Consider the following 13,156-nt stretch of genomic DNA (forward strand, 5'->3'; position numbering starts at 1 on the left):
GGGCAACTGCTGCAACAGCCGCCCTTTAAATAAAGCACCATAATTTGTTTTATGCCTTGGCCAAACTTCCCTGCCGCACTGATTTACGTGCCGCAGCTGCCTGGCGGTATTTGTTGAGATTAATAAGCAGCACACTCACCAAAATAATTACGAGGCCGGCAAGTTGTACCAGGCTCATGTGTTCATCTGCGAAAAATATACCCAGCAATACAGCCACAACCGGGTTAACATACGCATAGGTACTTACCTGTGTGGAAGGGCGTACCTGCAGCAGCCAAACATAAGCGCTGTATGCAGCGAGAGAGCCCATTACAATAAGGTAGGTTACCGCCAGCCATGCTTTTGCAGGAACAGCCTGCCAGTCGAAGTGTTTGGTTTCGCCCGAAAATGCTGCGCATATAATAAAAGCAATACCTGCGGCAAGCATTTGCCATGCAGTGTTTACTGTGCCGGGGCCTTTGGAAAAATAACGCGAGTACAGTGAGCCGCCGCTCCAGCTCATGGTGCTGAACAATAAGATAATTAAACAGGGAACCTGGTAAGGTGTTGCCGTGCCGTCTGAATGCAGCAGGCGTTCGCCAAACAACAACAGCACACCCACAAAACCAACCAGCAGGCCGCTGATGGTAAAACGGTTGGAGAAATTTTCTTTCCACAAAGGCTTATCAAGCAGTACAAACCAGAGCGGACAGGCCGATACCAGTACTGCTACCAGTGAACTGGTTAAATATTGCTCAACCCATACCACGGCACCGTTACCAATAAACAATAACAGCAGGCCGCTTATGATAGCAGGTTTAATGTTTTCTGCAACAAATAATTTTTCTCCCTTAATGGCGCACCAGCCCAGCAGCAGCAGGCCGGCAGTGGTAAAACGCATGGCTGCCATAAGCATAGCGGGAATGTGTGCTACCGCTATACGGATAAAGAAATAGGTAGAGCCCCAAACAATGTACACGGTGGCAAATGCCAGTATTACCAGCAGTTTGGGTGCAACAGGACGTGGATTTTCTGTAAGCATGAAGTGTTAAGTTTTAGGAATAACCAATTGTGTTTCTTCTTTCACTGTTTCCAATACAATCGTTGTTTTGGTAGATACAATGTCCTTTATCTGTGCCATGGAATTACGCATGAGGTGCATCAATGCTGCCGCATCGGCCACGCGTACTTTGGCGAGAAAACAATCTTCCCCGGCAATGCTGTGCACTTCCTGCACTTCGGGTATTTTGGCAAGCTCTTTACCGGTTTGGCCACAACCCATACCTTCCGATGTTTTGATATAGATGAACGCCAGCAGTTTTAGTTGCAGGGCCTGTGCATTAAGCCGGGTATTGTATTGAAGGATGACCTGTTTTTGTTCCAGCTTTTTTACCCGCTCGAGCACGGCAGACGGTGCCATGCTTAATTCCCTTGCCAGGTCGGCATTCGACATGCGTGCATTGCATTGCATCAGGTCAAGAATCTGGAGATCTGTTTTGTCAAGCACCAATTCCATGCCGTTGAATTTTCTGTAAAACTAGTGGGAAACGAATGAAAATTCTAAAAAAATGGATGAACGGCGAACATTGTTCAGTAAAAGCGGGTGAAAAAAGACAGTTGTGCGGTAGAAAAGGTGAATAGTGAAGCGTGGGGATCTTCTTTGAGGAAAGAAGGGGAACGAAAATTTTTTGGAGAAGGAAATGTATTATTTGCGTTCATTTATTTTTCTGACGTTACAAATGGTGGTTTAATGCAGTGACTGGGCTTTTAGCAGGAATGATAAACAGTGTTGTTAAGTGATTTTAACAACGGCAGGGAAAAAAGAAAGTACAAAGTGATTGTGGAATTTAAAGAGTTGCTATATTTGTGCCCCACAAAAAAGGATTGCCTGATAGTATAAGGGTAGTACATCAGTCTCTGGATCTGAGTGTCTTGGTTCGAATCCAGGTCAGGCAACAGAAAATAAGAATCCCGTCAATAATACTGACGGGATTTTTCATTACAATTATTCAATGTGTGGCACACGCCATTTGGTAAAACAAACGGGTAACTGTTGTAAAGTGGTTACCCGTTTTATTTATAGCGTAGCATACCTGTCTTCTGAAGGCATGTATCCTTTTTGCTGTAAAATGTTTGCAAGGCGATGATAAAAGGCTGGTTCTTCGGGGGTAACCGTTGCAAGCCCATCAACATACCGGTTGTACAAACTAAAAAGAGCGGCAATAAGCACGGTATCGTGCAGCTCTTTATCTGTGGCACCTTCATTTTTTGCAGTTTGCACCATGGCAGGTGTTACTTCCCTCCCGCTTTTTTGAACGGCTGCTGCAATGGTGAGCAATGCTTTCATTTTGTCGCTTACAGAAGCTGTGGCAATATTGTTTTTCACCTGCCGGGCAATAGCAGCATCTTCGAGGTACAGATCAGCTGCAGCCGTATGCGCTGCAGTACAAAACCTGCAGGCATTGCCATTGGATACAACAGTTGCAATGAGTTCCCGCTCTCCTTCTGACAAGGTAGATTCACCGCGCAATAAAATCTGTGTAAGCTGGCGGATAGGCAGTGCAGTATCTTGCCTGTAATCGAGCAGGCCGGTGATGCCGGGCAGGTTTTCTTTCAAAGTAATGTATGGCATAGCGCTGCATTAAACTTGTTCACCTTGTACTTTGAATGGTTTGGTATGATAACCTTCTGTGGCGCGCTGTTTGCCGATGGCATCGTACACGGCAGCATCATCGGGCGCCCAGGTGGCCAGCCCGTCAACATAACGGTTAAACATACAAAAAGCGGCTGCAATTAAAACCGTGTCGTGAATTTCGCGGTCGGTAGCGCCCTGCCCGCGTGCCAGTGCAATGTCTGCTTCTGTTACACTTTTACCATTGTGCTGTACTTTGGCAGCAATTTTCAACAGCGCTTTCATTTTGTCGCTTATGTGGGCAGTGGAAGGGTCGTTTATAACCTCCTGCACCAGCTGTGCATTACCACCCAGCTGGTATTTGGCAATTGCGCCATGGGTAGAGGCGCAGTATGTACATTCGTTCAGGCTGGATGTGTAGGTGGCAATGAGTTCGCGCTCGCCGGGTGTGAGTGTAGAGGTAGCTACCTCGTGTAACAAGGTTTGTACAAGGTCGTTGAGTGGCTTGGCTGTTTCGGGATTGTACATAAACAGGCTGCGGATACCGGGATATCCTTCGGGCAAGGCAATGTGTGGCATAATCGTGTGGTTTGTTAGCAAAAAAATGCTTAACAATATAAACAAATAGGGTGGTAAAACAAAAACGCCTCCCCTGCGGGGAGACGTTTTACTTACCTTACACTTCTCAAATTCAAACAAACGGATTCTTTATTTAGAATAAAAATTTTTTGAGCTGTGCACCTGCCTGCAGCATGGCAGATTGTACGGCAGGTACGGTAGCAATGGGGTTCAGCAGACCGTAATCGTGTATTAAACCTTTGTAATCGGAGATGGTAACATCCACACCGGCTGCATCCATTTTACGGCCATAGGCTACGCCTTCATCGTGCAGTACATCGTTTTCAGCAACCTGTACCAGGGCTGGTGGCAAGCCTGCCAGCTGTTCTTTGGTAGCCTGTAAAGGCGATGCATAAATATCGCTGCGTTTGCTGGCATCGGGCAGGTAGCTGTTCCAGAACCAGATCATCATGTTCCTGGTTAAAAAGCGGTCGCTGGCAAACTTGAGGTAAGATTCAGTATCGAAGTTTGCATTGGTAACAGGCCATAACAATACCTGGAGTTTTATTTCCGGTCCTTTTTTATCTTTTGCCATCAATGCAACAACGGCTGCCATGTTACCGCCAACGCTGTTACCGGCTACTGCAAGGCGTTTGCTGTCTGCATTAATTTCTTTACCATGTTCGGCTACCCATTTGGTTGCTGCATAAGCCTGGTTAATGGCAACAGGATATTGTGCTTCTGGTGAGGGTGTGTAGTTTACAAACACGGCTTCTGCTCCTGAATTTACAACCAGGTCGCGCACCAGGCGTTCATGTGTAAAAAAATCACCCAGTATCCATCCGCCACCGTGGAAGTACATAAACACGGGCAGTGCACCTTTTACACCTGCGGGGCGAACGATATTTAATTTTATAGTAAGACCATCCTGTGTGATGGTTTTTTCTGATTCTTCTATACCGGAAAGGTCAACCTTAACGGAAGACTGTGCGCCGGTTAATACTGCTCGTGCATCTTTGGGAGACAATGTTTCGAGCGGCTTTGCACCTGATGAATTTAAAACATGCAGGAATGATTTTATGCGTGTGTGTAAATTGGGATCACTGTCAGTAGACGCCTGTGCATTACCTGTAGTAAGCGAAAAAACGAGGGCTGAGAGAATGGTAGCTGATTTTAAGATTGCAGTTTTCATCTTGTTATCTTTTTGATGTTCCGATCATTTTGATAACACAAAGCTATACCTGTTAGAACGCGCGTTCAATGCACATCCCTGCCTTTGTATTGTACTTTTTACCACTACAGGCGCATTGTGCAGGGATTATTACCAACAGCAAAAAGGCCACCCGTTACCGGATGGCCTTTGTATTTTTTTCGGAGAAATAAACTAAGCTGTTACCTGCAGGTTGGTTTCAAAGCCTGCCTGCTGGGTTTTGTTAAGCCGGTATAATCGGATAAAAAACTGTGAACCCGCACCAACGGTGTTCATGGGTAAAAGGAAATATAAAAAGGCCTTGCCCAGTGTAACGGAGAAGAGCTGGCCGGATTGTACTTCATGAATATAAGCAAGCACATTTTCCTGTCCTTTGCCGGTAACAATAAAAACGGACATAATAAGCTGCACACCGAAGAGGATAAGCGCTACAAACATAAAAATGCTGGAAAGATGGGCTTCTTCCTGGTCTTTATTACCAAAGGCGAAATGGCGCAGGCTTTTTTTGAATTTGTAAAAAAATACAACCAGGAAAACGAGTACCATGGCATACATAAGTGCAGGTGTGTTGGAGCCGTTGTTCATTAATTCGGCGAACATCCATACCAGGTAAATGCTTTGGGAAAATATCAGCCAATTGCAGGTAGTGGTTAACCGGCGTACCTTGTTGAGTAAGGGGGCGTTCATATATATTGGATTTAGTGGTTGCGTTTGAGCCCGCAGGTTGAAATCTGCAACAAGATAGGTAAAAAACACATATGGTGAAAAAACCGGATTGATAAGCGCACATTAACCTGACTATCAATTTTATATACAGCATTGATTTTGAACAGCCTGCCGCAATGTTGAAAACTTCCGCAGGGGCAGCCGGGGTATTGAAAACGGAAACTTGTGTAAATTGCGGCCATGCAAGATTACCTGAAGGGATTGAATGAACAGCAAATGGCTGCGGCCATGCATATGAAAGGCCCGTTGATGATTGTAGCCGGCGCAGGCAGTGGCAAAACCAAAGTACTCACCACCCGCATTGCTTACCTGTTGGCCAATGGCGTTGATGCCTTTAATATACTCGCGCTTACGTTTACGAATAAGGCTGCGGCAGAAATGAAAGAGCGTATTACCAAAATGCTCGGCAACAATGAAGCACGCAACCTGTATATCGGTACTTTTCACAGTGTGTTTGCACGCATTCTGCGTGGAGAAGCACACCGTATCGGGTATCCCAACAGCTTTACCATTTATGACGGGGATGACAGCCGTTCGGTCATTAAAACCGTGATCAACGAACTGAACCTCGACGATAAACATTATAAACCCAACGTGGTGCAAAGCCGTATTTCACAGGCGAAGAACGCATTGGTTGGTCCGGCAGAGTATGCAATGGACAGTGCCATTCAGCAGGAAGACATGCGCTCTAACCGCCCGGCCATTGCACAGATATACCAGGCTTATGCAGCGCGCTGCTTTAAAAACGGCGCGATGGATTTTGATGACCTGCTGCTGAAAATGCACGACCTGCTTAAAAACTTTCCTGAAGTACTGCACCGCTTTCAACACAAGTTTAAGTACATTATGATTGATGAGTACCAGGATACCAACCCGGTACAGTACGAGATCACCAAACTGCTGGCAGCAGCCAATGAAAATATTTGTGTGGTGGGTGATGATGCGCAGAGTATTTACAGCTTCCGCGGGGCTACCATTGAAAACATCCTGCAGTTTCAGAAAGACTATGATGATGTAAAGGTGATTAAGCTGGAGCAGAATTACCGCAGCACCAAAAGCATTCTGCATGTAGCCAACGAGGTAATCAAGAATAACAAGGGGCAGATACCAAAAGACCTGTGGACTGAAAATGACGGCGGCGATAAAATTCGCCTGGTGCGCACAATGACCGATAACGAGGAAGGCCGTTTTGTGGCAGACACCATCCAGGAGCAGAAACTGCGCTATCATTATTATAACAGGGACTTCGCTATTTTATACCGTACCAATGCCCAGAGCCGCGCGTTCGAGGAAAGCCTGCGCCGTATGGGAATTGCCTACAAAATTTACGGGGGTCTCAGCTTCTACCAGCGTAAGGAGATCAAAGACATGATCGCTTACCTGCGTGTAACTGCCAATACGCGTGATGAAGAAGCGCTGAAACGTATTATCAACTACCCTGTTCGCGGCATTGGTAAAACAACCATTGAGCGTGCCGTGATTGTTGCCAACGAGCAGCAGATTACGTTATGGGAAGTGCTGAACCGGGCTGCTGAATTTGGCTATAAAGCCGGAACGCTGGAAGCCATCCAGAATTTTGTTACCATGATACGCTATTTCCAGAGCATGCTGGCAGATAAAAATGCATACGATGTAGCGGTGCAGGTAGGCAAACACACCAACCTGGTAAAAGAGCTGTTCAGTGATAAAACTACCGAAGGACTTGCGCGATACGAGAACGTGCAGGAGTTGCTGAACTCTATTAAAGAATGGACGGAAAGCCCCAGCAACGATGATGGCGAAGTAGGCGATAAAACGCTGGGTGTTTACCTGCAGCAAATTACCCTGCTTACCGATGCAGACAATGAAAAGGAAGACGCCGATGTGGTAAAACTGATGACCATTCACGCAGCAAAAGGACTGGAGTTCCCGGTTGTATTTGTTGGTGGTGTGGAAGAATCAATTTTCCCCAGCGGCATGAGTATTAATACACGGGAAGAACTGGAAGAAGAACGCAGGTTGTTTTATGTAGCGGTAACACGTGCCAAACACAAGCTGTGGCTGAGTTATGCCAATGCACGTTACCGTTTTGGCAACCTGGTGCAAAATGAGCCCAGCCGCTTTTTGGATGAAATGCCGGAAGAGTACATTGATAAAAGTTATGCCGGTGGCGGTGCACGCAACCAGGGTGGCATGAGTAACCAGGGTTCTGCATTTGAACGCATGCACCGTGGGTTTGGTAACGATGCCGCTGCTGCGGAAAGAATGTATGGTCCGCCGCCGTCAAAGAAAAAGGAAACTGCAAAACCCACCTACCTGCCGGTTCAGCCGCCTGCATCAAAAGTGGTGGAGCATAAACCTTCTGCCGATTTTATACCGAGCGATACCAGCAACCTGCAGGCTGGCCAGAAAGTAGAACACCAGAAGTTTGGTTTTGGCGAAGTGGTAAAAATGGAGGGATCATCGCACAACCCTATTGCCACAGTGCTGTTTAAAACAAACGGTGAAAAGAAAATCATGCTTAATTACGCGAAGCTGCGTATTGTTGAATAGAGCTGGCAGCCCCGGAAATATTTCCGGGGCTTTCCTTTTTAAGATGTAACCGTTACATAGGTATTTATTTTATTCTTTCATGCATAAGTATGCGCCAGGATACGCAGTGGGCTTGCTTTTCCCTTAAATAGTTGTATATTAAAGGAAAACTTATTTCTATGAAATGGTACACCCTGGTAGCCGCGCTTTTGTTGTGCGGAAGGTTGTTTGCACAGCAGACGGCATCTTCAACCTGTAATTTCAGTTTACTTTTTTCCGTTCACCCGGGCGAGGATAAAAACACGGTTATCGGGGAATTAAAGCAAGCATACCGGGTGACGCTGGTAAACACAGTATCGAACAGTATTAAGCCCGAGTATATACCGGCCACGCAGGATTCCATTTTAGTTGAAACGATGACCTATACACTTGATTCAAGTGCCTGCTTCCAGGGACATACAAGAACATTACGTATCAGTTTTGCAGACAACAAGCTGTTTAAAGTATATGTATCTGCCGAGTTTTCGAAAGACCAGTTTGATGAATTAAATACCAATCTTGAAGCACTGCGCAAAAACATCCAGCAAACGTATCCCTACGAGCGCGGTATAAAAATAAAGAGCAACGACATCAGCGGTTTTGGTTATACCTATACCAAGCAGAAAAACGGGAAAGGCAAGCTGGAAGCGGTTACCGTGCAATATGTATTGCAGAACCTGCCCGGTACACCACGCCAGTTTTACCTGCTTGAATTAACATGGAGCAACCTCAACAATACACGCATGCAGCGCTGGAATTATTGATAATGGTTTTTAAAATCTGATAGGTAAAATCTATCACGGCATAGATAAATGCGATTTTTTAAATGTTGATTATAATGCACTTTTGCACTGCCTCTGTTATTAATCAATATTGTAAAAACAATCACATATGAGCAACCGAGTATTATCAATTGGAAACGCGTTTCCTGCATTCAAAAAGAAAGCAGTAGTATCTATCGAAAAAGGCAAAGAGTTTATCGACATCACAAACGAGTACGCAGCAGCTAAAGGCAAATGGACGGTAATGTTCTGGTGGCCTAAAGATTTCACCTTCGTATGTCCTACGGAAATTGCTGAATTCAACAAAAAACACAGCGACTTTGTAGACCGTGATGCGGTTTTAATTGGCGCTTCTACCGATTCTGAATTTGTACACGCTGCATGGAGAAGGGATCACGCTGACCTGCGCGACCTGAAATTCCCTATGCTGGCCGATACTTCAAAATCACTGGCTGAAGAACTGGGCATTCTTGACGCAGAAGAAAAAATTGCTTACCGTGCAACCTTCATCATCGATCCACAGGGTATTGTACGTTGGGTAAGCGTGTATGACCTGAACGTAGGCCGCAGCGTACAGGAAGTTATCCGTGTACTGGATGCCCTGCAAACAGATGAGCTTTGCCCCTGTAACTGGAGCAAAGGTGAAGAAACCCTCACCAGCCAGCTCGCACTGAACTAAGCCATCAGTTTATATTTTGCATTATACAACAACGGCAGGGTTTTACTCCTGCCGTTGTGCTAAATACCATTATCATGAGTGAATCTGTAGCAATACAAAATGAAACCTTTGTTAACCTGGTCAATGACCTGAAGTTAACAGACTACACACCTTCTGCCAATGCACAGGCTTTACTGGCAGTAGATGCGCGTTATATTAAAGACCTCAAAATAAATGTGGGTAATGTGCTTAACAACGCGCAATACCTTAACCGCAAAGAATCTTTACTGCTGGCTTTATCGGTTGCAGTAAACGAAAAATTCGATGTGCTGAAAGAGGCGTTTACCACCCTGGCTACCGAAGCAGGCGCTACCGCAGCAGAAATTGCCGAAGTAATTGCCGCCACTTCGCTGATGAACACCAACAATGTGTTTTACCGTTTCCGCCATTTTATGCAGAAAGATTTTTATACCAACCAGCCGGCAGGTATTAAAATGAGCATTATGATGAACCCGGTGCTGGGGAAAGAGTTTTTTGAACTGCTGAGCCTGGTAGTTTCATCGATCAATGGCTGCGAAATGTGCGTAACCTCGCACGAACAGTCTGTTTTACAACACAACAGCAGTGAAAGCCGCGTATTTGAAGCGGTAAAACTGGGTGCGGTGATAAAAGGACTGATCACTGTATTGAGTTAATCATTGTTTGTTAACAATAGTAAAAGCCGCCTGTGAAGACGGCTTTTTTGTTTTGCAGCTACCGGCCATTGCATTAGTAATATATACAATATGATAACCGTGACAAACGTTCCACGGGGTTTCAGGAAGGGAAGGGTTTCGATTAGCGAAAAAATTGCAATTGGATGGCAGATGCAGTTATTCTTACGCATTGCTATTTCGCCGGGATTGTTACCTTTGTAATAAGGTAAATTGTTGTGTTATGATTCAAACAGGAAATCCCGTTATCAGCATTTATACAGAAATGACGCCCAATCCAGAAACCATGAAGTTTGTGGCGAATAAATTACTGTACCCGGGTAAAAGCATTGATTTTGCAGATGAAACACTGGCCGGCCCTTCTCCCCTTGCGAAAGAGCTGTTCAGTTTCCCTTTTATAAAAAGCGTGTTTATTGCCAGCAACTTTGTAACGCTTACCAAAACCAGCGATACAGAAGACTGGCAGGACGTGATACCCACCATTAAGCAGTTTTTGAAAGATTACCTCGAAAACGGCGGTGTGGTAGTGAATGAAGATGAAGTTGCCAAAGTAAAACAGGAAGCAACAAACACAGTTGCGGCAGATGATGATGATGTGGTTAAACGCATTAAAGAACTGCTCGACAATTATGTAAAACCTGCAGTTGAAATGGATGGCGGCGCTATCCAGTTCAAAAGCTACGACGATGGTGTGGTAAATCTGATGTTACAGGGCAGCTGCAGCGGATGTCCTTCTTCCATGATCACTTTGAAAGCAGGTATTGAAGGCATGATGAAACGCATGATACCTGAAGTAAAAGAAGTTGTGGCAGAAGCAGAATAAGTAGTATCTCACCTGAATACAACAATAACAGCAAAACCTGACGGCCTCCCGGTTGTCAGGTTTTATTTTTGTCCCTGTCTTTCCTGCGGAGTTTCTTGAACAGGTCGAGCCCGATTTTGATATTTCCCTTGAGATCGGTTTTTGCGCGCAGGTATACACTGGGGCCCACCTTACGGTCTACTCCCTGGTTTTTGGGTTTTTCATGTAAATCTTTCTGTTCCACAAAATTGCTGAGCGGCACCTGGATGCTGATATCAGTATTGCCTTTCATGCTGTACAAGCCTTCTACAAACAGGGTTAGTGCAGTGGATTGTACTTCCATGCGTTTGATGGTTATCTCGTCTTCTTTAATCAGCAGGCTGTCGGTTAATTCAGCAAAATGAATATTGCGCAGGTCACGGTCTTTAAACACATACTGCTGAATACGCCGTATAGGCTCGAAATTGATGAGTGCGCCGTCTTTCAGTGAAAAAAAGATGTTGCCGTTCACTGAATTGGGGATAAGTGCACTTTTGTAATTCACACCCAGGCTAACATTGGCAGTCATATCCATGGTGCCTTGCAGGTTTTGATAGCTCAGGCCAGACAATCCGAAGTTTTCAAATGCATAAAACAGTTTGCGCACGTCTACATTCTGCAGGCGTGTATTAATGTCGAGCACATGCTCTGCATTACCGGTTTGCCGAACATTTCCTTTTAAAGAAACATTGCCACCCGCATGCTGCACGGTTGCATTTTGCATTTGCCAGAAATTGTGTTTAAACGACATGGTGCCGTCCAGGTTGGTTGCGGTAAACTGGTTCAGCCTGATATAGGCGGCTTTTATGTTCAGCAGGAAAGTGCCTCTTTCGAGCAACTGATCGAACCGGAAAGCTGCCCTGGCCAGGTTTTGCTTGCTTTTTTTGCGTTCAATACCGCCCTGTGGTTTGCCGAACAGCGATTTAAAATCTTTGAGGTTCAGCGAATCGGAATATACATAACACAGCAGGCTCGATTTACCGGGGTCTGAAGAAGCCATGCGCCCGATATCGTTGCCCTGTATGGCCACTGTGAATTTGCTGGAACCAATATTGCATTGCAGCTTTTTTACTTCCACATCATTATCAGAGAAAGTGATTTCGCCATTGCAGTTGCTGAAAGTGAGGTTGCGTGGTTCGTAATGCACTTCGCCGTTTTGCAGCACCAGCTTACCGCTCAGGTTTTCCATGGCAGAAGCATCGGCTACCAGCGGGCCATTATACTGGAGTTGCAACCGGGCATTACCTTTTACAAAACGCAGGGTGCGGAGGCCGAACTTGTCGTCGAGTGCAGGAAAGCTGCATGAAGATGCGAAATCAAATACCAGGTTTGGATGTTCCAGGTTGCGTACGATGGTATTGTTGCCTTTCAGTAAAATACCACCCCAGTCGCCGGTGAATGTGTGCAGGGTTATGATGGAGTTGCCGTCTGTGCGCGGCTGCCCCAGTGTATCTTCATTAAAAAAGGTACCGGTAAAGCTGCAGGTATTGAAAGCAATGGCCGGTGTTACCAGCGTATTATTGGTAGTAGCCCAGTCTACCTTTACCAGCGGCGTAGTGCCCGATGCCATAGAACCTTCGATGTGTGCAGTTACATCTACGGGCTGCAGCAGGTTAACCCTGAATAAGGCACGCTGTATATTGGCCGTAAGCAGTTCACCTGCCTGCCGGTAACCCACCTGTTTTGTTTTTACGAGCAGGTTGAAATGCGATTGTGCGGTATCGAGTGTAAATGAACCCTGCAGCTCAAAAGGATGTTTGTCAATATCAATTTTAGAAGCAGGAAAGCTGATGGTTTTAGTGGCCGTGTTTACGTGCAGATCCCACCGGCCTTCAATAGATTTATTAAGGAGGTATTGCCCTTTTGCAAGGTTAAAACCCAGCCCTTTTAAAATGGCTCTTTCGCGCAGGCGAATATCAATTACCGTATCTCTCTTATGCAGTGAAGCCGTTGCATGCTGAAAGAGTATTTCAAAATGTTTTTGCTTTACGGCATCTTCCGAAATGGCAGTGATATTATTGAGCTCAACCTCTTTTACAAATACTTCCTTTTTCCTGTTGCCTGCATTATTGCTTTTAACAGGCATTAATGCGTATTTGTTGCTGTAGCCGGTACTGTCTGTTGCAATATGCACAAAGCCGTTGCTCAGTGTTACTGCCCGCACGTTAATGCGTTTGCCCAGTACATCGGTTAATGCAACGCGTGTAAAAATCTTTTCAATGCTCACCAGGGGTACGTGGTGCAGGGTATCGGTAATGGTAAAGTTTTCCAGTGTTATTTCTACCTGGGGAAAATGCGCCCAAACATTTACCCGCACATTCTGCAGGTGTACATCACCTTTTAGGCCGGTAGTGAGTTTCTGGTTAAGCTCAGCAAGCAGTTTTTCCTTATTGCCTGAGATGTACAGCTGCAAACCCAGCAACAGCAAGGCATACAGCCCCATTAATGCCAGCAGTGCAATAGCAGTCACGCGCACAATTTTATGATGAAGCCAATCTCTCATATTG

The 13,156-nt window shown here is 45.5% G+C and carries 12 protein-coding genes and 1 tRNA gene; 6 read left to right on the forward strand and 7 right to left on the reverse strand.

Annotation, left to right across the window (positions count from 1 at the left end; all coding sequences use genetic code 11):
- Nucleotides 1-49: 49 nt before the first annotated feature.
- Complete coding sequence (locus DXN05_RS05030; protein ID WP_116846082.1) at nucleotides 50-1,021, reverse strand: EamA family transporter; 972 nt, start codon at nucleotides 1,019-1,021, stop codon at nucleotides 50-52.
- 6 nt (nucleotides 1,022-1,027) lie between these two features.
- Nucleotides 1,028-1,495, reverse strand: a complete 468-nt coding sequence (locus DXN05_RS05035; RefSeq protein WP_116846083.1) for an Lrp/AsnC family transcriptional regulator — start codon at nucleotides 1,493-1,495, stop codon at nucleotides 1,028-1,030.
- Nucleotides 1,496-1,864: 369 nt separating this feature from the next.
- On the opposite strand from DXN05_RS05035, the gene DXN05_RS05040 reads away from it, so the two are divergent.
- A tRNA-Gln gene (locus tag DXN05_RS05040) sits at nucleotides 1,865-1,935 on the forward strand.
- A gap of 121 nt (nucleotides 1,936-2,056) precedes the next feature.
- Here the strand turns inward: DXN05_RS05040 and DXN05_RS05045 are convergent.
- The 4 genes from DXN05_RS05045 to DXN05_RS05060 form a co-directional block, all read right to left on the reverse strand.
- Nucleotides 2,057-2,611 (reverse strand): carboxymuconolactone decarboxylase family protein, encoded by a 555-nt coding sequence (locus tag DXN05_RS05045; RefSeq protein WP_116846084.1) that lies wholly within the window; start codon nucleotides 2,609-2,611, stop codon nucleotides 2,057-2,059.
- Nucleotides 2,612-2,620: 9 nt separating this feature from the next.
- The gene (locus tag DXN05_RS05050) at nucleotides 2,621-3,190 is read right to left on the reverse strand and encodes a carboxymuconolactone decarboxylase family protein (protein ID WP_116846085.1); all 570 of its coding nucleotides are present in this window, start codon (nucleotides 3,188-3,190) and stop codon (nucleotides 2,621-2,623) included.
- Between the two features lie 133 nt (nucleotides 3,191-3,323).
- Nucleotides 3,324-4,361 carry an alpha/beta hydrolase gene (locus tag DXN05_RS05055; RefSeq protein ID WP_116846086.1) on the reverse strand — a complete coding sequence of 346 codons (1,038 nt, stop codon included), beginning with the start codon at nucleotides 4,359-4,361 and terminating at the stop codon, nucleotides 3,324-3,326.
- A gap of 192 nt (nucleotides 4,362-4,553) precedes the next feature.
- Nucleotides 4,554-5,066: a hypothetical protein gene (locus DXN05_RS05060; protein WP_116846087.1), complete on the reverse strand. Its 513-nt coding sequence runs from the start codon at nucleotides 5,064-5,066 to the stop codon at nucleotides 4,554-4,556.
- A gap of 219 nt (nucleotides 5,067-5,285) precedes the next feature.
- On the opposite strand from DXN05_RS05060, the gene DXN05_RS05070 reads away from it, so the two are divergent.
- From DXN05_RS05070 to DXN05_RS05090, 5 genes are all read left to right on the forward strand, one after another.
- Nucleotides 5,286-7,637: an ATP-dependent helicase gene (locus DXN05_RS05070; protein WP_116846089.1), complete on the forward strand. Its 2,352-nt coding sequence runs from the start codon at nucleotides 5,286-5,288 to the stop codon at nucleotides 7,635-7,637.
- A 158-nt stretch (nucleotides 7,638-7,795) separates the two neighbouring features.
- A complete protein-coding gene (locus tag DXN05_RS05075; protein ID WP_116846090.1) occupies nucleotides 7,796-8,419 on the forward strand; it encodes a hypothetical protein in 624 nt (207 codons plus the stop codon).
- A gap of 127 nt (nucleotides 8,420-8,546) precedes the next feature.
- Nucleotides 8,547-9,116 carry a peroxiredoxin gene (locus tag DXN05_RS05080; RefSeq protein WP_116846091.1) on the forward strand — a complete coding sequence of 190 codons (570 nt, stop codon included), beginning with the start codon at nucleotides 8,547-8,549 and terminating at the stop codon, nucleotides 9,114-9,116.
- 74 nt (nucleotides 9,117-9,190) lie between these two features.
- Nucleotides 9,191-9,790 (forward strand): carboxymuconolactone decarboxylase family protein, encoded by a 600-nt coding sequence (locus DXN05_RS05085; protein ID WP_116846406.1) that lies wholly within the window; start codon nucleotides 9,191-9,193, stop codon nucleotides 9,788-9,790.
- Between the two features lie 241 nt (nucleotides 9,791-10,031).
- Nucleotides 10,032-10,631, forward strand: a complete 600-nt coding sequence (locus DXN05_RS05090; RefSeq protein ID WP_116846092.1) for a NifU family protein — start codon at nucleotides 10,032-10,034, stop codon at nucleotides 10,629-10,631.
- Between the two features lie 55 nt (nucleotides 10,632-10,686).
- On the opposite strand, the gene DXN05_RS05095 is transcribed toward DXN05_RS05090, so the two are convergent.
- The gene (locus DXN05_RS05095; protein ID WP_158559128.1) at nucleotides 10,687-13,152 is read right to left on the reverse strand and encodes an AsmA family protein; all 2,466 of its coding nucleotides are present in this window, start codon (nucleotides 13,150-13,152) and stop codon (nucleotides 10,687-10,689) included.
- Between the last annotated feature and the right edge of the window lie 4 nt (nucleotides 13,153-13,156).

It is taken from the genome of Deminuibacter soli (genome assembly GCF_003412455.1).
Classification (GTDB): domain Bacteria; phylum Bacteroidota; class Bacteroidia; order Chitinophagales; family Chitinophagaceae; genus Deminuibacter; species Deminuibacter soli.

Coding starts and splice junctions, on each gene's coding strand:
- DXN05_RS05030 (WP_116846082.1), bottom strand. CDS start 1,021: ATGCTTACAGAAAATCCACGTCCTGTTGCACCCAAACTGCTGGTAATA.
- DXN05_RS05035 (WP_116846083.1), bottom strand. CDS start 1,495: ATGGAATTGGTGCTTGACAAAACAGATCTCCAGATTCTTGACCTGATG.
- DXN05_RS05045 (WP_116846084.1), bottom strand. CDS start 2,611: ATGCCATACATTACTTTGAAAGAAAACCTGCCCGGCATCACCGGCCTG.
- DXN05_RS05050 (WP_116846085.1), bottom strand. CDS start 3,190: ATGCCACACATTGCCTTGCCCGAAGGATATCCCGGTATCCGCAGCCTG.
- DXN05_RS05055 (WP_116846086.1), bottom strand. CDS start 4,361: ATGAAAACTGCAATCTTAAAATCAGCTACCATTCTCTCAGCCCTCGTT.
- DXN05_RS05060 (WP_116846087.1), bottom strand. CDS start 5,066: ATGAACGCCCCCTTACTCAACAAGGTACGCCGGTTAACCACTACCTGC.
- DXN05_RS05070 (WP_116846089.1), top strand. CDS start 5,286: ATGCAAGATTACCTGAAGGGATTGAATGAACAGCAAATGGCTGCGGCC.
- DXN05_RS05075 (WP_116846090.1), top strand. CDS start 7,796: ATGAAATGGTACACCCTGGTAGCCGCGCTTTTGTTGTGCGGAAGGTTG.
- DXN05_RS05080 (WP_116846091.1), top strand. CDS start 8,547: ATGAGCAACCGAGTATTATCAATTGGAAACGCGTTTCCTGCATTCAAA.
- DXN05_RS05085 (WP_116846406.1), top strand. CDS start 9,191: ATGAGTGAATCTGTAGCAATACAAAATGAAACCTTTGTTAACCTGGTC.
- DXN05_RS05090 (WP_116846092.1), top strand. CDS start 10,032: ATGATTCAAACAGGAAATCCCGTTATCAGCATTTATACAGAAATGACG.
- DXN05_RS05095 (WP_158559128.1), bottom strand. CDS start 13,152: ATGAGAGATTGGCTTCATCATAAAATTGTGCGCGTGACTGCTATTGCA.